Consider the following 13,597-nt stretch of genomic DNA (forward strand, 5'->3'; position numbering starts at 1 on the left):
GCGCGACGTCGCGGCGCACGCTCGCTCAGTGCGCGGCCCACTCGATCGTATCGAGATCGACCCCTTCCAGATGCATGTCCCACAGCGGGCTCAGCGCGCGCAGCTTGCCGACGGTGTCGCACACCTGAGCAATCACGCTGTCCACTTCGGCTTCGGTCGTGAAGCGGCCGAGCGTGAAGCGGATCGAGCTGTGTGCGAGTTCGTCGCTGCGGCCGAGCGCACGCAGCACGTACGACGGCTCCAGCGACGCCGACGTACACGCGGAACCTGACGACACCGCGACGCCCTTGATCCCCATGATCAGCGATTCGCCTTCGACGAAGTTGAAGCTGACGTTCAGGTTGTGCGGAATCCGGTGCGCCAGATCGCCGTTCACGTACACCTCGTCGAGCGTCGACAGGCCGGCGAGCAGCCGGTCGCGCAATGCACCGACGCGGCGGCTTTCTTCCCCCATCTCTTCCTTCGCAAGCCGAAACGCTTCGCCCATGCCGACGATCTGATGCGTCGGCAGGGTGCCCGAACGCATGCCGCGCTCGTGGCCGCCGCCGTGCATCTGCGCTTCGATGCGCACGCGCGGCTTGCGGCGTACGTACAGCGCGCCGATCCCCTTCGGGCCATACACCTTGTGCGCGGTCACCGTCAGCAGGTCGACATTCAGCGCATTCACGTCCACCGGAATCTTGCCGGCCGCCTGCACGGCGTCGCAGTGGAACACGATGCCGCGCGCGCGGCACAGCGCGCCGATGTCGGCCACCGGCTGGATCACGCCCGTTTCGTTGTTCGCGAGCATCACCGATACCAGGATCGTGTCGGCGCGCAGCGCCTGCTGCAACGCATCGAGATCGACCAGGCCGTCCTCCCGCACGTCGAGGTACGTGACGTCGAAACCCTGGCGCTCGAGTTCGCGGCACGTATCGAGCACGGCCTTGTGCTCCGTCTTCACCGTGACGAGGTGTTTGCCACGGCCCTGGTAGAAGTGCGCGGCGCCCTTGATCGCCAGGTTGTTGCCTTCGGTCGCGCCGGACGTCCACACGATTTCGCGCGGGTCGGCGCCGAGCAGCGCGGCAACGTGCGCGCGCGCTTCCTCGACGGCTTGCTCGGCGTCCCAGCCATAGCTGTGGCTGCGCGAAGCCGGGTTGCCGAACTGCTCGTGCAGGAACGGCACCATCTTGTCGACCACGCGCGGATCGACGGGCGTCGTCGCGCTGTAGTCCATGTAGATCGGACGGGATTGCATCGAAAAGGCTCCGGAAAGCTGTGTCTCTCGCGGGTCGCGAAAGCCGGGGAATACGGTTGGCGCAGTGTACGTGGACATTCGCGGGCGCCACGCAACATCCATCACGCCAGTAGGGTTGTCTTTCAAATAAAGCTTTTAAGGTCAGGGTTTACGACAACTTGAATCCGTCTTTGTGTTTACATTTAATAAAAGCTAAATAACAAAGCTAAATGACGGTGCTTTGTTGGGCTGGATTCCGCAGCGGAATCCGGCGATGCAACCCAAGGAGGAAGAGATGAGCGAGAACCATGCCGGAACCGGCGCGGGCGCCGACGAGCAGCGGTGCTTTCGCACCGCGCTGTCGATGTTCGCGACGGGCGTCGCGGTGATTACCGCACCGCGCAAAGAGAGGGTGCCGGTCGGCATCACGGTCGCGTCGTTCAATTCGGTGTCGCTGAACCCGCCGCTGATCCTGTTCTCGGTCGACCGCCGCAGCCTGAGCCTCGGCGATCTGGCCGGTGCGGACGGTTACGCGGTCAACGTGCTCGACGAGACGCAGCAGCACCTGTCGAACTGCTTCGCGAAGACGAACGGCGACAAGTGGGGCTGGCGCGCCGGCGCGGCGGACGACGACGGCGCGGTGCTGCTGCCCGATGCGCTCGCGACCTTCGAATGCGCGCCCTATGCGCAATACGACGGCGGCGACCACGTGATCTTCGTCGGCCGCGTGACGCGGCACCGCGTGCGCTCGGAAGGGCGCCCGCTGATCTTCTTCGGCGGCCGCTATCGCACGCTCGACGGCGCGCATGCGCCGTCCGTGTGAACGCGACCCACGATTCATTCCACCCAGGAGGACATCATGATCAAGAACGGGACTCAGCACATCGCGTCGTTGCGCGACGGGCGGCAGGTCTACCTGAACGGCCAGCCGGTCGGCGATGTGACCGCGCACGCGGCATTCCGCAATTCGATCCGCAGCTACGCAAGCCTGTACGACTACCAGGCACGCGACGAGAACGTCGAGAAGATGACGTTCGTGTCGCCCGACACGGGCAACCGCGTCAGCCGGATCTGGCAACTGCCGACGTCCTATGACGAACTCGTCGAACGCCGTGCCGCGCTGGAAGCGTGGTCGGAGTTGCATTACGGCTTCATGGGCCGCTCGCCCGATCACGTCGCGTCATGCCTGTCGGGCATGGTCATGGGCGTCGAGGTGTTCGAGCAATACGACCCGGCGCGTGCGGGTGCGCTGCGCGATTACTACCGCTATGCGCGGGACAACGACCTGTTCCTGACCTACGTGATCGTGAATCCGCAGGCGAACCAGTCGAAGCCGGCGCACGAACAGGAAGACAAGTACCTCGCGGTCGGCATCGTCGATCAGGATGCCGAAGGCATCACGGTGCGCGGCGCGAAGATGCTCGCGACGAGCGGGATCATGGCGAACGAGGTGTTCTGCAGCTGCATCCAGCCGCTGCGCGAAGGCGACGAGATGTACGCGCTGTCGTTCGCGGTGCCGATGAACGCGAAGGGCATGAAGATCATGTCGCGCAAGTCGTACGAGGAAAACGCGACGTCGGTGTTCGACAACCCGCTGTCGAGCCGCTTCGACGAGAACGATGCGGTGCTGTATTTCGACGACGTGAAGGTGCCGTGGGAGCGGATCTTCGTCGCGGGCAATACGGCGATGTGCGCGAAGCAGTTCCATGCGACGCCTGCACACGTGTACCAGAACTATCAGTGCCAGGTACGCCTGATGACGAAGCTGCGCTTCCTCGTCGGGCTCGGCCTGAAGATCTCCGAGGTCAACGGCACGAACACGTTCCCGCAGGTGCGCGAGACGCTGGGGCAGCTCGCGGCCGAAGCGTCGATGGTCGAGGCGTGGGTCTACGGGATGGAGGCGAAGGGCACCGTCGTCAACGGCTTCTACGTGCCCGACCGCAACATGCTGTACGGCTCGCAGGTCGTCACGCAGCAGCTGTATTCGAAGGTGCTCAACACGCTGCGCGAGCTCGCTGGTGGCGGCATGATCATGCTGCCGTCCAGCGTGCGCGATTTCGAGAACCCCGACCTGCTGCGCATCATCGAGAAGACGCAGAAGTCGCCGGTGTGCTCGTCGGAGGATCGCGTGAAGTTCTTCAAGCTCGCATGGGACGCCGTCGGCTCCGAATTCGCGTCGCGCCACAACCAGTACGAACTGTTCTACGCCGGCGCATCGTTCGTCACCAAGGGCCATGCGTACCGCACGTACGACTGGCAGCGCGCGTCGCATCTCGTCGATTCGATGCTCGGCAGCTACTCGCTGAGCCAGGAACTGTCGACGCCGCGCGCTGCCTGACGCGTCCCGTCGCGCCCGATTTCACCCGCTATCGCATTCAGGAGAGACAGATGGCCATCAACAAGCTTCACGACGAATTTCATACGCTGGACATGCAGCGCGACTGGCGGCTGCCGGAAGGCTATGACCCGGCATCCGGCGCGCAGGAACTGATCCTGTCCGGTGCGCTCGACACCGAGCGCAAGCGCGGCAGCCGCACGCGCCTGCTGCGCCTGCCGGCCGGACTGCATACGAAGAAGCCGTTCGTGCACGACTACTGGGAAGAAGTCTTTCTCGTCGAAGGCGACCTGACCGTCGGCAACGACGAGCACGGCAACGGCGGCACGCCGTTCAAGGGCTACACGTACGCGGTGCGGCCGCCCGGCGCATGGCACGGCCCGTTCAAGTCGAACGGCGGCTGCGTGCTGCTCGAGATCCACTACTACGATCCGGCGTAAGCCGGCCGGTCAATGACACACGGCGGGCGGCGGCACGTCGCGCGTGCGCTGCCCGCCACCAGGAGCATTCGATGAAAACCATCACGTTCGCGATCGACGGTCGCGACGGCCGCACCGAGCGCGCGATCGCGATCGACACGCTCGTGATCGCGGGCTGGACCGGCCGTGACACGGTCGCCATGGAGAAGCATATCCGCGAACTCGAAGCGCTCGGCGTCAAGCGCCCGGCGACGACACCGGTGTTCTACCGTGTCGCGGCCGATCGCCTCGATCCGTCGCCTGCGATCCAGGTCTCGGGCGGGCAGAGCAGCGGCGAAGCCGAATTCGTGCTGGTGCGCGACGGCGGCGAAACCTTCGTCGGCATCGCGTCCGACCATACCGACCGCGAGGTCGAGACGTACGGGATCACCGTATCGAAGCAGATGTGCGGGAAGCCGTGCGCGAACACGTTGTGGAAGTTCGACGACGTGGCCGGCCACTGGGATCAGCTCGTGCTGCGCGCATATGCGACGATCGACGGCGAGCGCGTGTTGTATCAGGAAGGCAAGGTGACGGCGATGCGCACGCCGGACGATCTGCTCGCGCAGTTTGCGCGCCACGATGGCCGCTTCGAGGATGGCACGGCGATGCTGTGCGGGACGCTGGCCGCGATCGGCGGCATTCGGCCGGCCGAGCGGTTCGAGGTCGAGCTGGAAGATCCGGTGCTGGGCCGCACGATCCGGCATACGTATGCGGTGGATACGCTGCCTGTCGCGGGCTGACGCAGCCGACGCCCGCGCAACTCAGGCGCGGCAGATCGCGATGATCTCCGCGCTGGTCGCTTCGTCGAACGGGGCATGCTGCCAGTCGCCGCACCAGTCGGCCGATGCGAAACCGGCTGCGGCCACGCGTACCCGCAGTTCGGGTTGCGCGATGAAGCGCAGCCGGCTCGTGTTCGTCAGCAGCGTATCGTCGCGGCCGAAGCGGTAGCACGTGTCGAACGTCACGATCGCGTTGTCGATCGCGCGCACCGCGTGATGGAGAACCACGCTGCCGACGTCGCGCGATTCGACACTGCGTGCCGAATGCGCGGGCGTCCACGCACGCCACGGCTCGACGCGCGGATTGCGGGTGTCGAACAGGAAGCGGCCGCCGTCGACGAGCACGCGTCGCACGCCATGCAGCGTCGCGTCGATGTCGTCGTCGGTCAGCAGGCACTGGAACGCATGCCCGGTCATCACGACCGTATCGAACGGCGCGCCGGGCGGCAGGCTGCCGAGTCCGGCTGCGAGCCAGCGCACGGCGCCGGCGCCCGGCTGGCGTCGTGCGTAGTCGATCATCGCCGGTGCCGGATCGATCGCGACGACGTCGTGGCCGGCCGCCGCGAGCCGGCGCGCGAACGTGCCGGTGCCGCAGCCGAGATCGAGGATGCGTTGCGGAGCGGCGCCGATCACGGCGGCATAGAACGCGAAGTCCCGATCGCCCGCGTTGAACAGGTCGTAGAGCGCGACGAGGCGCGGATCGGTGTAGAGGGTTTCGCCGTCGGGCGTCATGCGGCCGCGGGTATCAGCGCTGCTGCACGGCCACGCGCAGCCCGAGCGCAATGAAGATCGAGCCGATGATCTTGCCCTGCCAGCGCGTGAGCCACGTGAGCCGCTTCACGATGCGGCCGAGCGGGCGGATCGAGCACGCGATCAGCGTCGTGTAGAGCGAGCTGAGCACGACGAAGATCAGCCCGAGCACCGCGAACTGCACGAACGTCGAGCCGCGCTCCGGATGCACGAACTGCGGCATGAACGCGAGGAAGAACAGCGCGGTCTTCGGATTCAGCACTTCGGCGGGAATGGCCTGCAGGTAGGCCTTGAGCGGCGTGACGGGCGACACTTGCGGCAGCGACGGATCGGACGCCTTCTCCAGCAGCGCGCGCACGCCGAGATAGATCAGGTACGCGGCGCCGACCAGCTTCACGACGTTGAACGCGAGCGCCGACGTCATCAGCAGCGCGGACAGCCCGACGGCCGCGAACAGCGTGTGCACGAAGTCGCCGCTCGCGACGCCGAGGCCGGTGAGGATGCCGGTCTTGCGCCCGCCCTGCACGGTGCGGCTCAGCACGAGCAGCACGGCGGGGCCGGGGATCAGGAACAGGCCCAGAACGACGGCCGTGAAGGTGGTCAGCGTGGTCAGGTCGAACATGGCGGCTCCGGCGGGGTGGCGCAGCGGTAGGGGGTCGGGGCATTGTATTCGGTTCGGCGCGCGGCCGCAGACGCCCCGTCGAACGGCCCGGCTGCGCCGCTGCCTTTCTGGTATAAGCACGAAAGGACGCGCGGTGCCGGTGTCCCTCCTTTTCCATCTCCTGTCGTTCCATGCGCGAGCTTCCACCGACTACCGATCCCGCAGCGGACGCCGACGTCTATCACGTGCCGCGTCCGCTCGTCGTGTTCGGCGGCTCGGTCGTCGAGCCCGAATGGCGGCTGGAGCGGCACAGCCATCGCCAGGCGCAGTTGCTCTACACGCTGAGCGGCGTCATCTATTGCGAGATTGACGGCGGCGTATGGAGCGCGCCGCCGCAATGTACGGTCTGGATTCCGGGCGACGTGCCGCATGCGGCGCGCGGCTCGGCCGGCGCGACTTTCTACGCGGTGCTGGTCGAACCCGATGCGGCGCTCGACCTGCCGAGGCACTGCTGCACGCTGGCCATGTCGCCGCTGCTGCGCGAACTGCTGCTGAAGGCGGCGAGCTTCCCGAACCTGTACGACGTCGACGGGCCGCAAGGGCGGCTGGTGGCGACGCTGCTCGACGAACTCGTCGCGGCGCCGGTCGAGGATCTATACCTGCCGATGCCGGCCGACCGCCGGCTGCGCAAGCTGATCGATCATCTGCTCGACGATCCGGCCGACAAGTCGCCGCTGCCCGAACTCGCACGGCGCGCGGGCATCAGCGAGCGCAGCCTCACACGGCTCGCGACGAAGGAACTCGGGATGAGCCTCGGCGACTGGCGCCGGCGGCTGCACGTCGCGCTGTCGCTGCGGATGCTGACGACCGGCCGCCGCGTGCACCAGATCGCGATCGACCTCGGTTACGAGAGCGCGAGCAGCTTCGTCACGATGTTCCGCAAGGCGACCGGCAAGCCGCCGACGCAATTCCTGACCGATCGGCAACGCTGAGCGGCCGGGCCCGCCCGTGCACGGTTGGCCGGATTGAGAAAGCAGTTGGCCGGGATGAGAAATGACGCATGGAGTGTCGATCCATAAAATGAGAACCATTCTCATCTGGAGGCCGACATGCAAATCACCACGACTGAGTTCCCGTTCGTCTGGCTGCGTTACAGCGGCGCGACCCATACCGATCCCGCTCGCCTGATTGCCGAACTCGACGCGTTGCTGGCGCGCCGCGAACGCTTCGTTCTTCTGACCGACGATGCGCCGTCCGGCGACGATCGCGCCGACAACGATCACGAGATGCGCAAGCAGCTCGCGAAGTGGAGCAAGGCCAATCGCGCGCAGTCGCGCGAATGGATTCCCGCGATGATCGCGATCGAGCCCGACGCGGCGCGGCGCGCGGCGCTTGATGCGTTCTCGGGCACGTTCGAGAAGGTCTGGGGTTATCCGCTGAACGCGGCGGCGAGCCGCGACGACGCGCTGGCGCTCGCGCAACGGCTGCTGGCCGAACCCGCGCGCAGCGTCGCGGCGGCGAACGCCTGACCCGGCGGCCGCGCCGTTCGCGCGGCTTTCGTCGACATCGACACGCAGGCACGGTGCGCACGCGCGCGCCGCGGCATGTCGCAATCACGCAGGGGTGACCGGTGGACAATCCGATCCGCGCGATGCGCATCTTCACGCGCATCGTCGAAATGAAGAGCTTTACACGCGCGGCGCTGGCGCTCGGCATCTCGCGCGCCACCGCAACGCGGACCGTGCAGGAACTCGAAGCGGCGCTCGGTACGCCGCTGCTGGTGCGCACGACGCGCGCGCTGCGGACGACGTCCGAAGGCGATGCGTATTACCGGCGCTGCGTCAGCATCACGGCGGACGTCGACGAGCTCGAAGCCAGCATTCGCGGTGCCGCGCGGCATCCGAGCGGGCCGCTGCGCGTCGAGGTGCCGGCGTCGGTGGCCGGCGCGATCGTGCTGCCGGCGCTCGACGCATTTCATGCGCGGCATCCCGATCTCGTGCTGATGCTGGGCGTGGCCGGGCGCGCGGGCGATCGCGACGCCGACGCGATCGACTGCGGCATCCGGCTGGGCGCGCTGCCCGATTCGTCGCTCGTCGCGCGCCGGCTCGGCACGCTCGAACGCGTGACGTGCGCGAGCCCCGCGTATCTCGACCGCTTCGGCGTTCCGCGCACGCTCGACGCGCTCTCGGCACACCGTGCGGTCAGCGGCGTGCTGGTGACCGGCCAGCGCGCGGCCGAACTCGATTTCATTGTGGACGATGCCGTGCGCAAGGTCCGGCTCGACAGCATCGTCAGCGTCGATGACGAACAGGCGTATCTGGCGTGCGGCGAGCACGGCCTCGGGCTGATCCAGCCGACGCGCGTCGCCGCCCAGCCGCTGATCGATGCGGGACGGCTGCAGGAAGTGCTGCCGTGCTGGCAACCCGATGCGGTCGCCGTGTCGGCTGTCTACGTAAAGCGCCCGCATGTGTCGCCCGGCGTGCGCGCGTTCGTCGACTGGATCGCCGAGCGTTTCGTGCAGGCCGTGCACGAGCACGAGGGGCGGGTGGCAGCGGGGGCCGTGGGGTGGCGGCCGGCGCCGGATGCGCGCGTTGCGCACGCGCCGGAAAGCGGCGCGACCGGGCGCGACGGTACGCGCGCGGCGTTCGAAACGACCGCCGGCGCGCTCGAACAGGCTGCGCTGGCCGCGGTGAACTGAGCCTGCCTTTCACGCCCGGCGCGAAAGGGCGGCCGCCGCGTCACGCGCCTTTCAGGCGCCCGAGTTCTTCCGCCAGAAAATCGACGAACGCGCGAATCCGCGTGGACATCTGGTGACGCTGCGCATACACCGCATAGATATCGGCGCTCGGCGTTTCGTGATCGGGCAGCACGACGACGAGACGCCCGTCGGCGAGATAGTCGCGCAGGTCCCATTCCGCACGCATCAGGATCCCGTGCCCGTCGAGCGCCCACTTCACCGCGATCTCGCCGTCGTTCGTTGTCAGGTTGCCGTTGATCCGCACGGCTTCCGTGCGACGCGCCGCGCCGCGTCCGCTCGTCAGGCGCCAGACGCCGTAACCCTCGTCGCCTTGCCGGATGCCGATGCAGTTGTGCCGCGCCAGGTCGTGCGGCGTGCCGGGCACGCCGTGCCGCGCGAGATACGCGGGCGCCGCGCACAGCAGCCGGCGGTTCGGCGCAAGCCGCCGCGCGACGACGCGCGTATCCGGCGGCTCGCCGAAGCGGATGCACACGTCGAACGCGTCGTCGGTGAGCGGCGGCGGCATCACCGACAGCTGCAATTGCACCGTCACTTCCGGATAGCGCGCGACGAAGCGCGAGATCGCGGGGCCGATATGGCTGCGCCCGAACCCGAGCGTCGCATTCACGCGCAGCAGCCCTTTCGGCCGCTGCTTCGCGCTGCCGAGCAGCTCGCCGAGTTCGTCCATCTGGTCGAGGATCCGGCGCGCGTAGTCGAGATACACGTCGCCTTCGGGCGTCAGCATCATCCGCCGCGTCGTGCGGTTGACGAGCGTGACGCCCGCGCGCCGCTCCATCTGCGTGAGCCGCTTGCTGACGGCCGCGGCGGTCAGCCCGAGTTCGCGCGCGGCCGCGCTCAGGCTGCCCGACGCGGCCAGCGTCGAGAAGAAGCCGAGATCGGCCGGCTGGACGGTATCCGCCATGGCGGGATTCATGAATTCAAGTTAAAGATGCTTTGAGTATAGCCCCGGTTTCTACACTGTTGGTTCGGTAAAGTGCATTCACGCTCACGATCAATCGAGGATCTCCGCATGAAGACCTACCGTATCGCAACGATTCCCGGCGACGGCATCGGCAAGGAAGTGGTGCCGGCCGGCAAGCAGGTGCTGGAAGCGCTGGCCCGCGGCAGCGACCGCTTTGCCTTCGAGTTCGAGGATTTCGACTGGGGCGCCGACTACTACCGCCAGCACGGCGCGATGATGCCGGCCGACGGTCTCGACGCGCTGCGCGGCAAGGACGCGATCCTGTTCGGCTCGGCGGGCGATCCCGACGTACCCGACCACGTGACGTTGTGGGGGCTGCGCCTGAAGATCTGCCAGGGCTTCGACCAGTACGCGAACGTGCGCCCGACGCGCATCCTGCCGGGCATCGATGCGCCGCTGAAGCGCTGCGGGCCGGACGATCTGAACTGGGTGATCGTCCGCGAGAATTCCGAAGGCGAATACGCGGGCGTCGGCGGCCGCGTGCACCAGGGCCATCCGATCGAGGCCGCGACCGACGTGTCGATCCTCACGCGCGCCGGCGTCGAACGGATCATGCGGTTTGCGTTCCGGCTCGCGCAGTCGCGTCCGCGCAAGCTGCTCACCGTGATCACGAAGAGCAACGCGCAGCGGCACGCGATGGTGATGTGGGACGAGATCGCGAAGCAGGTCGCGCAGGAATTCCCCGACGTGACGTGGGACAAGGAGCTCGTCGATGCGGCGACCGCGCGCATGGTCAACCGCCCGGCGTCGCTCGACACGATCGTCGCGACCAACCTGCACGCGGACATCCTCAGCGATCTCGCCGCCGCGCTGGCCGGCAGCCTCGGCATCGCGCCGACCGGCAACATCGATCCCGAGCGCCGCTATCCGTCGATGTTCGAGCCGATCCACGGCTCCGCATTCGACATCATGGGCAAGGGGCTCGCGAATCCGGTCGGCACGTTCTGGTCGGTCGTGATGCTGCTCGAGCACCTCGGCGAAACGGACGCGGCCGCGCGCGTGATGCAGGCGATCGAGGCCGTGACGGCCGACCCGTCATTGCATACGCGCGATCTCGGCGGCAGCGCGACGACCGCGCAGGTGACGGCGGCTGTTTGCGAGCGCGTTGCGCACGCGGCGGTCGCAGCCTGACAACGCGACGGGCGGCGGGCGGCGGGCGGCGGGCGGCGCGAAAGCGTCAAGCGGTAATCGGCGCGCCGCCCGTTCATCGCCCCGGATTTTCCTGCCCGAGACTCGCGCATCCGACGCGAGCCGGGCGCCGGCCGCCCGCGTCATCGCGGTGCCGGCGAGCATTCACAGACAGAGCACGGCTCGACCTCGAAGGAGGAGACACATGCAAGCGGATCTGGAAACCCGTGTCGCGCGGAAACTGATGTGGCGCATCATTCCGTTCGTGATGCTGCTTTACTTCGTCAGCTTTCTCGATCGCGTCAACGTCGGCTTCGCCGCGATGACGATGAACAAGGCGATCGGCCTGTCGCCGACCGCGTTCGGGTTCGGCGGCGGCCTGTTCTTCATCGGCTACTTCCTGTTCGAAGTGCCGTCCAACCTGATCCTCCACCGCGTCGGCGCGCGCATCTGGATCGCGCGCGTGATGATCACGTGGGGGATCGTGTCGGCCGTGTCCGCCTTCGCGGCGGGGCCGACGAGCTTCTACGTGCTGCGCTTCCTGCTCGGCATGGCCGAAGCCGGATTCTTCCCCGGCATCATCCTGTACCTGAGCCTGTGGTTCCCCGCGAAGCAGCGCGCGGTGGCCGCCGCGTGGTTCATGGCGGCCGCGCCCATCTCGACCGCGATCGGCTCGCCGCTGTCGGGCGCGATCATGCAGATGCCGCCGATGTTCGGGCTCGCCGACTGGCAGATGCTGTACGTCGTCGAAGCGCTGCCGGCGGTCGTACTCGGCTTCGTCGTGCTGAAGTGCCTGACCGATTCGCCGTCGAAGGCCGCGTGGCTGCGCGCCGACGAACGCGACTGGCTGATCGCGAAGCTCAAGGCCGAAGCGGACGCGCGCCATACGCACGCCGGGCACACGGCCGGCGCGTGGCAGGCGCTGCGCGATCCGCGCGTGCTGGCGCTCGCGCTGATCTACTTCGGCACGTCGGCGGGGCTCTACACGCTCGGCCTGTGGGCGCCGCTGATGGTCAAGCAGTTCGGCTTCACCGCGCTGCAGACGGGCCTGCTGACCGGTATCCCGAGCATCGCCGCCGTCGTCGCGATGATCGTGTGGGCGCGGCATTCGGATCGCACCGGCGAGCGCACGTGGCACGTCGTGATTCCGTGCGTGCTCGCATGCATCGGTTTCGTGTTCGCGGGGCAGGCGAGCACCGCGCTGCTGACCGTGCTTGCGCTGGTCGTCGTCAACATCGGGATCAGTGCCGCGAAAGCGCCGTTGTGGGCGATGCCGAGCGCGTTCCTGTCCGGCGCGGGTGCGGCGGCGGGCATTGCAATGATCAACTCGATCGGCAATCTCGGCGGGTTCGTCGGGCCGTTCGCGATCGGCTGGCTGAAGCATGTGACGGGCGGGTATGCGGCAGGGCTCTACGTGGTGGCCGGCACGCTCGCGGTGTCGGCGGTCGTCACGCTGATGCTGAGCCGCAAGCGTGCGCGGGAAGCGGTCGTGCCGGGCGTGCGGCATCACTCGTAAGCGCGGGATGTGTGCAAAAAGCCGGGCGGGTGCGCGTTGCGTACCCGCCCGGCTTCATGCGTCGGGACGCGCGTTCACCTTCAGCTGTGCGTGAGCGTCAGCGCATAGAACTTCACGACGGTGCCGGGCGTCGTCAGCGGCGTGCCGGACACGGCCGTCTGGTCGTAGTCGCCCGCCTTGAAGTAGAAACTTTCGCCGTCGAAGCTCGAATCCATCGTGAAGGTCCTGGTCGTGCCGTTCGCGGTGACGGTGATCGTCGTACCGCTCAGGCTCATCGCGTAGCTGAACTTCTTGCCGACGCCGACCGTCGTGATCGGCGTGGTCGTCGACTTGCCGCCCTGGTTGGTGCTTTCGAGCAGCAGCTGTACGACGCCGCCGGACGTGAATTGCAGTTCGCACAGCGGCTTGCTCGGGCCGGTGCCCTGGAAGATCTGGCCGATCGTCGTGTGATCGGGCACCTGCGTGACGGCCACCGTCGCATTCAGCCGGTTGGTGCCGGAGGTTGGCCAGATCGCGTTCTCGCGCAGTTCCGTGCGCGGATGCAGCGAGCCGGACGTGGTCCAGCCCTGCGTCGGATCCATCATCACCATCGAGCCGTCGCTGCCGTCCGTGTAGAAATACGTCGGGTTCACGTAGCCGCCCGCGAGCGACGAGCCGCTCACGGTGTCGACCTTGCCGGACGAGCCGGTCGGCAACTGCAGCGTGAACGGCGCGAGGTTGAAGTTCGAGCCGGGCGGATTCGACGGACTGAGCGCCATCGCGGTGGCCTGCTGGCGCGCGGCGGCGGCCGGGCTGGCCGGGTCGTCACCGCCGCAGGCGGAAAGGAACGCAACGGACAGAACGGCGACGACGCACGGGATGATCCTGTTCTTCATGGTGTCTCTCTCTGATGGTCCGTGGCTGGGCGCCACGTTGTGGATAACGTTTTCCTGTTTGGGCGTGAGATTGCCGCGAGGGCGATCGGCTGCCGGTAGAAAGCACTCCAAAATACAGAAAGCAGATATGGCTCGAAGACAGCTGGATAAACTGGAATAAAAAGCGGGAAAGCTGAAATTTATGATGCTTGCGATCGGCTTTCTGAATGGTTTTGTC

14 protein-coding genes are annotated in these 13,597 nt (G+C 67.2%); 9 read left to right on the forward strand and 5 right to left on the reverse strand.

What is annotated here, in order from left to right; genetic code table 11:
- Positions 1–25 precede the first annotated feature (25 nt).
- Positions 26–1,237, reverse strand: coding sequence for an IscS subfamily cysteine desulfurase (locus BLA15945_RS18170; protein ID WP_174993061.1), 1,212 nt, complete (start codon positions 1,235–1,237; stop codon positions 26–28).
- A gap of 274 nt (positions 1,238–1,511) precedes the next feature.
- Between BLA15945_RS18170 and BLA15945_RS18175 the strand changes: the two genes are divergently transcribed.
- The 4 genes from BLA15945_RS18175 (at position 1,512) to BLA15945_RS18190 (ending at position 4,752) form a co-directional block, all read left to right on the forward strand.
- Complete coding sequence (locus tag BLA15945_RS18175; RefSeq protein ID WP_059240788.1) at positions 1,512–2,039, forward strand: flavin reductase family protein; 528 nt, start codon at positions 1,512–1,514, stop codon at positions 2,037–2,039.
- A 36-nt stretch (positions 2,040–2,075) separates the two neighbouring features.
- Positions 2,076–3,554, forward strand: a complete 1,479-nt coding sequence (locus BLA15945_RS18180; RefSeq protein WP_059237467.1) for a 4-hydroxyphenylacetate 3-hydroxylase family protein — start codon at positions 2,076–2,078, stop codon at positions 3,552–3,554.
- A 50-nt stretch (positions 3,555–3,604) separates the two neighbouring features.
- Positions 3,605–3,991 (forward strand): hypothetical protein, encoded by a 387-nt coding sequence (locus BLA15945_RS18185; protein WP_011356002.1) that lies wholly within the window; start codon positions 3,605–3,607, stop codon positions 3,989–3,991.
- 71 nt (positions 3,992–4,062) lie between these two features.
- On the forward strand, positions 4,063–4,752 hold the full coding sequence (locus tag BLA15945_RS18190; RefSeq protein ID WP_059237466.1) for a DUF2848 domain-containing protein: 690 nt from the start codon (positions 4,063–4,065) through the stop codon (positions 4,750–4,752).
- 21 nt (positions 4,753–4,773) lie between these two features.
- Here the strand turns inward: BLA15945_RS18190 and BLA15945_RS18195 are convergent, their stop codons facing one another.
- Positions 4,774–5,523, reverse strand: a complete 750-nt coding sequence (locus BLA15945_RS18195; protein WP_174993062.1) for a class I SAM-dependent methyltransferase — start codon at positions 5,521–5,523, stop codon at positions 4,774–4,776.
- Positions 5,524–5,536: 13 nt separating this feature from the next.
- Positions 5,537–6,163, reverse strand: coding sequence for a LysE family translocator (locus BLA15945_RS18200; protein WP_059237464.1), 627 nt, complete (start codon positions 6,161–6,163; stop codon positions 5,537–5,539).
- Between the two features lie 170 nt (positions 6,164–6,333).
- Between BLA15945_RS18200 and BLA15945_RS18205 the strand changes: the two genes are divergently transcribed.
- The 3 genes from BLA15945_RS18205 to BLA15945_RS18215 all read left to right on the forward strand — a co-directional run bounded on the left by BLA15945_RS18205 (position 6,334) and on the right by BLA15945_RS18215 (position 8,840).
- A complete protein-coding gene (locus BLA15945_RS18205; protein WP_059237463.1) occupies positions 6,334–7,134 on the forward strand; it encodes an AraC family transcriptional regulator in 801 nt (266 codons plus the stop codon).
- Between the two features lie 117 nt (positions 7,135–7,251).
- Positions 7,252–7,671 carry an ATP--cob(I)alamin adenosyltransferase gene (locus BLA15945_RS18210; protein ID WP_174993063.1) on the forward strand — a complete coding sequence of 140 codons (420 nt, stop codon included), beginning with the start codon at positions 7,252–7,254 and terminating at the stop codon, positions 7,669–7,671.
- Positions 7,672–7,772: 101 nt separating this feature from the next.
- A complete protein-coding gene (locus BLA15945_RS18215; RefSeq protein ID WP_081051943.1) occupies positions 7,773–8,840 on the forward strand; it encodes a LysR family transcriptional regulator in 1,068 nt (355 codons plus the stop codon).
- Between the two features lie 40 nt (positions 8,841–8,880).
- Here the strand turns inward: BLA15945_RS18215 and BLA15945_RS18220 are convergent, their stop codons facing one another.
- Positions 8,881–9,801 carry a LysR substrate-binding domain-containing protein gene (locus tag BLA15945_RS18220; RefSeq protein WP_059237461.1) on the reverse strand — a complete coding sequence of 307 codons (921 nt, stop codon included), beginning with the start codon at positions 9,799–9,801 and terminating at the stop codon, positions 8,881–8,883.
- A 108-nt stretch (positions 9,802–9,909) separates the two neighbouring features.
- On the opposite strand from BLA15945_RS18220, the gene BLA15945_RS18225 reads away from it, so the two are divergent.
- Together BLA15945_RS18225 and BLA15945_RS18230 are read left to right on the forward strand one after the other, a co-directional pair.
- A complete protein-coding gene (locus BLA15945_RS18225) occupies positions 9,910–10,992 on the forward strand; it encodes a tartrate dehydrogenase (protein WP_174993064.1) in 1,083 nt (360 codons plus the stop codon).
- A gap of 202 nt (positions 10,993–11,194) precedes the next feature.
- On the forward strand, positions 11,195–12,505 hold the full coding sequence (locus BLA15945_RS18230) for an MFS transporter (RefSeq protein ID WP_059237459.1): 1,311 nt from the start codon (positions 11,195–11,197) through the stop codon (positions 12,503–12,505).
- 80 nt (positions 12,506–12,585) lie between these two features.
- On the opposite strand, the gene BLA15945_RS18235 is transcribed toward BLA15945_RS18230, so the two are convergent.
- Positions 12,586–13,380 carry a polysaccharide lyase family 7 protein gene (locus tag BLA15945_RS18235; protein ID WP_059237458.1) on the reverse strand — a complete coding sequence of 265 codons (795 nt, stop codon included), beginning with the start codon at positions 13,378–13,380 and terminating at the stop codon, positions 12,586–12,588.
- Positions 13,381–13,597 lie beyond the last annotated feature (217 nt).

It is taken from the genome of Burkholderia arboris, from assembly GCF_902499125.1.
GTDB classification, from domain to species: domain Bacteria; phylum Pseudomonadota; class Gammaproteobacteria; order Burkholderiales; family Burkholderiaceae; genus Burkholderia; species Burkholderia arboris.

What these genes read in the sequence shown, in the direction of transcription:
- BLA15945_RS18190 (WP_059237466.1), top strand. Translation starts at nt 4,063, where the DNA reads ATGAAAACCATCACGTTCGCGATCGACGGTCGCGACGGCCGCACCGAG.
- BLA15945_RS18180 (WP_059237467.1), top strand. Translation starts at nt 2,076, where the DNA reads ATGATCAAGAACGGGACTCAGCACATCGCGTCGTTGCGCGACGGGCGG.
- BLA15945_RS18205 (WP_059237463.1), top strand. Translation starts at nt 6,334, where the DNA reads ATGCGCGAGCTTCCACCGACTACCGATCCCGCAGCGGACGCCGACGTC.
- BLA15945_RS18235 (WP_059237458.1), bottom strand. Translation starts at nt 13,380, where the DNA reads ATGAAGAACAGGATCATCCCGTGCGTCGTCGCCGTTCTGTCCGTTGCG.
- BLA15945_RS18225 (WP_174993064.1), top strand. Translation starts at nt 9,910, where the DNA reads ATGAAGACCTACCGTATCGCAACGATTCCCGGCGACGGCATCGGCAAG.
- BLA15945_RS18185 (WP_011356002.1), top strand. Translation starts at nt 3,605, where the DNA reads ATGGCCATCAACAAGCTTCACGACGAATTTCATACGCTGGACATGCAG.
- BLA15945_RS18175 (WP_059240788.1), top strand. Translation starts at nt 1,512, where the DNA reads ATGAGCGAGAACCATGCCGGAACCGGCGCGGGCGCCGACGAGCAGCGG.
- BLA15945_RS18170 (WP_174993061.1), bottom strand. Translation starts at nt 1,237, where the DNA reads ATGCAATCCCGTCCGATCTACATGGACTACAGCGCGACGACGCCCGTC.
- BLA15945_RS18220 (WP_059237461.1), bottom strand. Translation starts at nt 9,801, where the DNA reads ATGGCGGATACCGTCCAGCCGGCCGATCTCGGCTTCTTCTCGACGCTG.
- BLA15945_RS18210 (WP_174993063.1), top strand. Translation starts at nt 7,252, where the DNA reads ATGCAAATCACCACGACTGAGTTCCCGTTCGTCTGGCTGCGTTACAGC.
- BLA15945_RS18200 (WP_059237464.1), bottom strand. Translation starts at nt 6,163, where the DNA reads ATGTTCGACCTGACCACGCTGACCACCTTCACGGCCGTCGTTCTGGGC.
- BLA15945_RS18230 (WP_059237459.1), top strand. Translation starts at nt 11,195, where the DNA reads ATGCAAGCGGATCTGGAAACCCGTGTCGCGCGGAAACTGATGTGGCGC.
- BLA15945_RS18195 (WP_174993062.1), bottom strand. Translation starts at nt 5,523, where the DNA reads ATGACGCCCGACGGCGAAACCCTCTACACCGATCCGCGCCTCGTCGCG.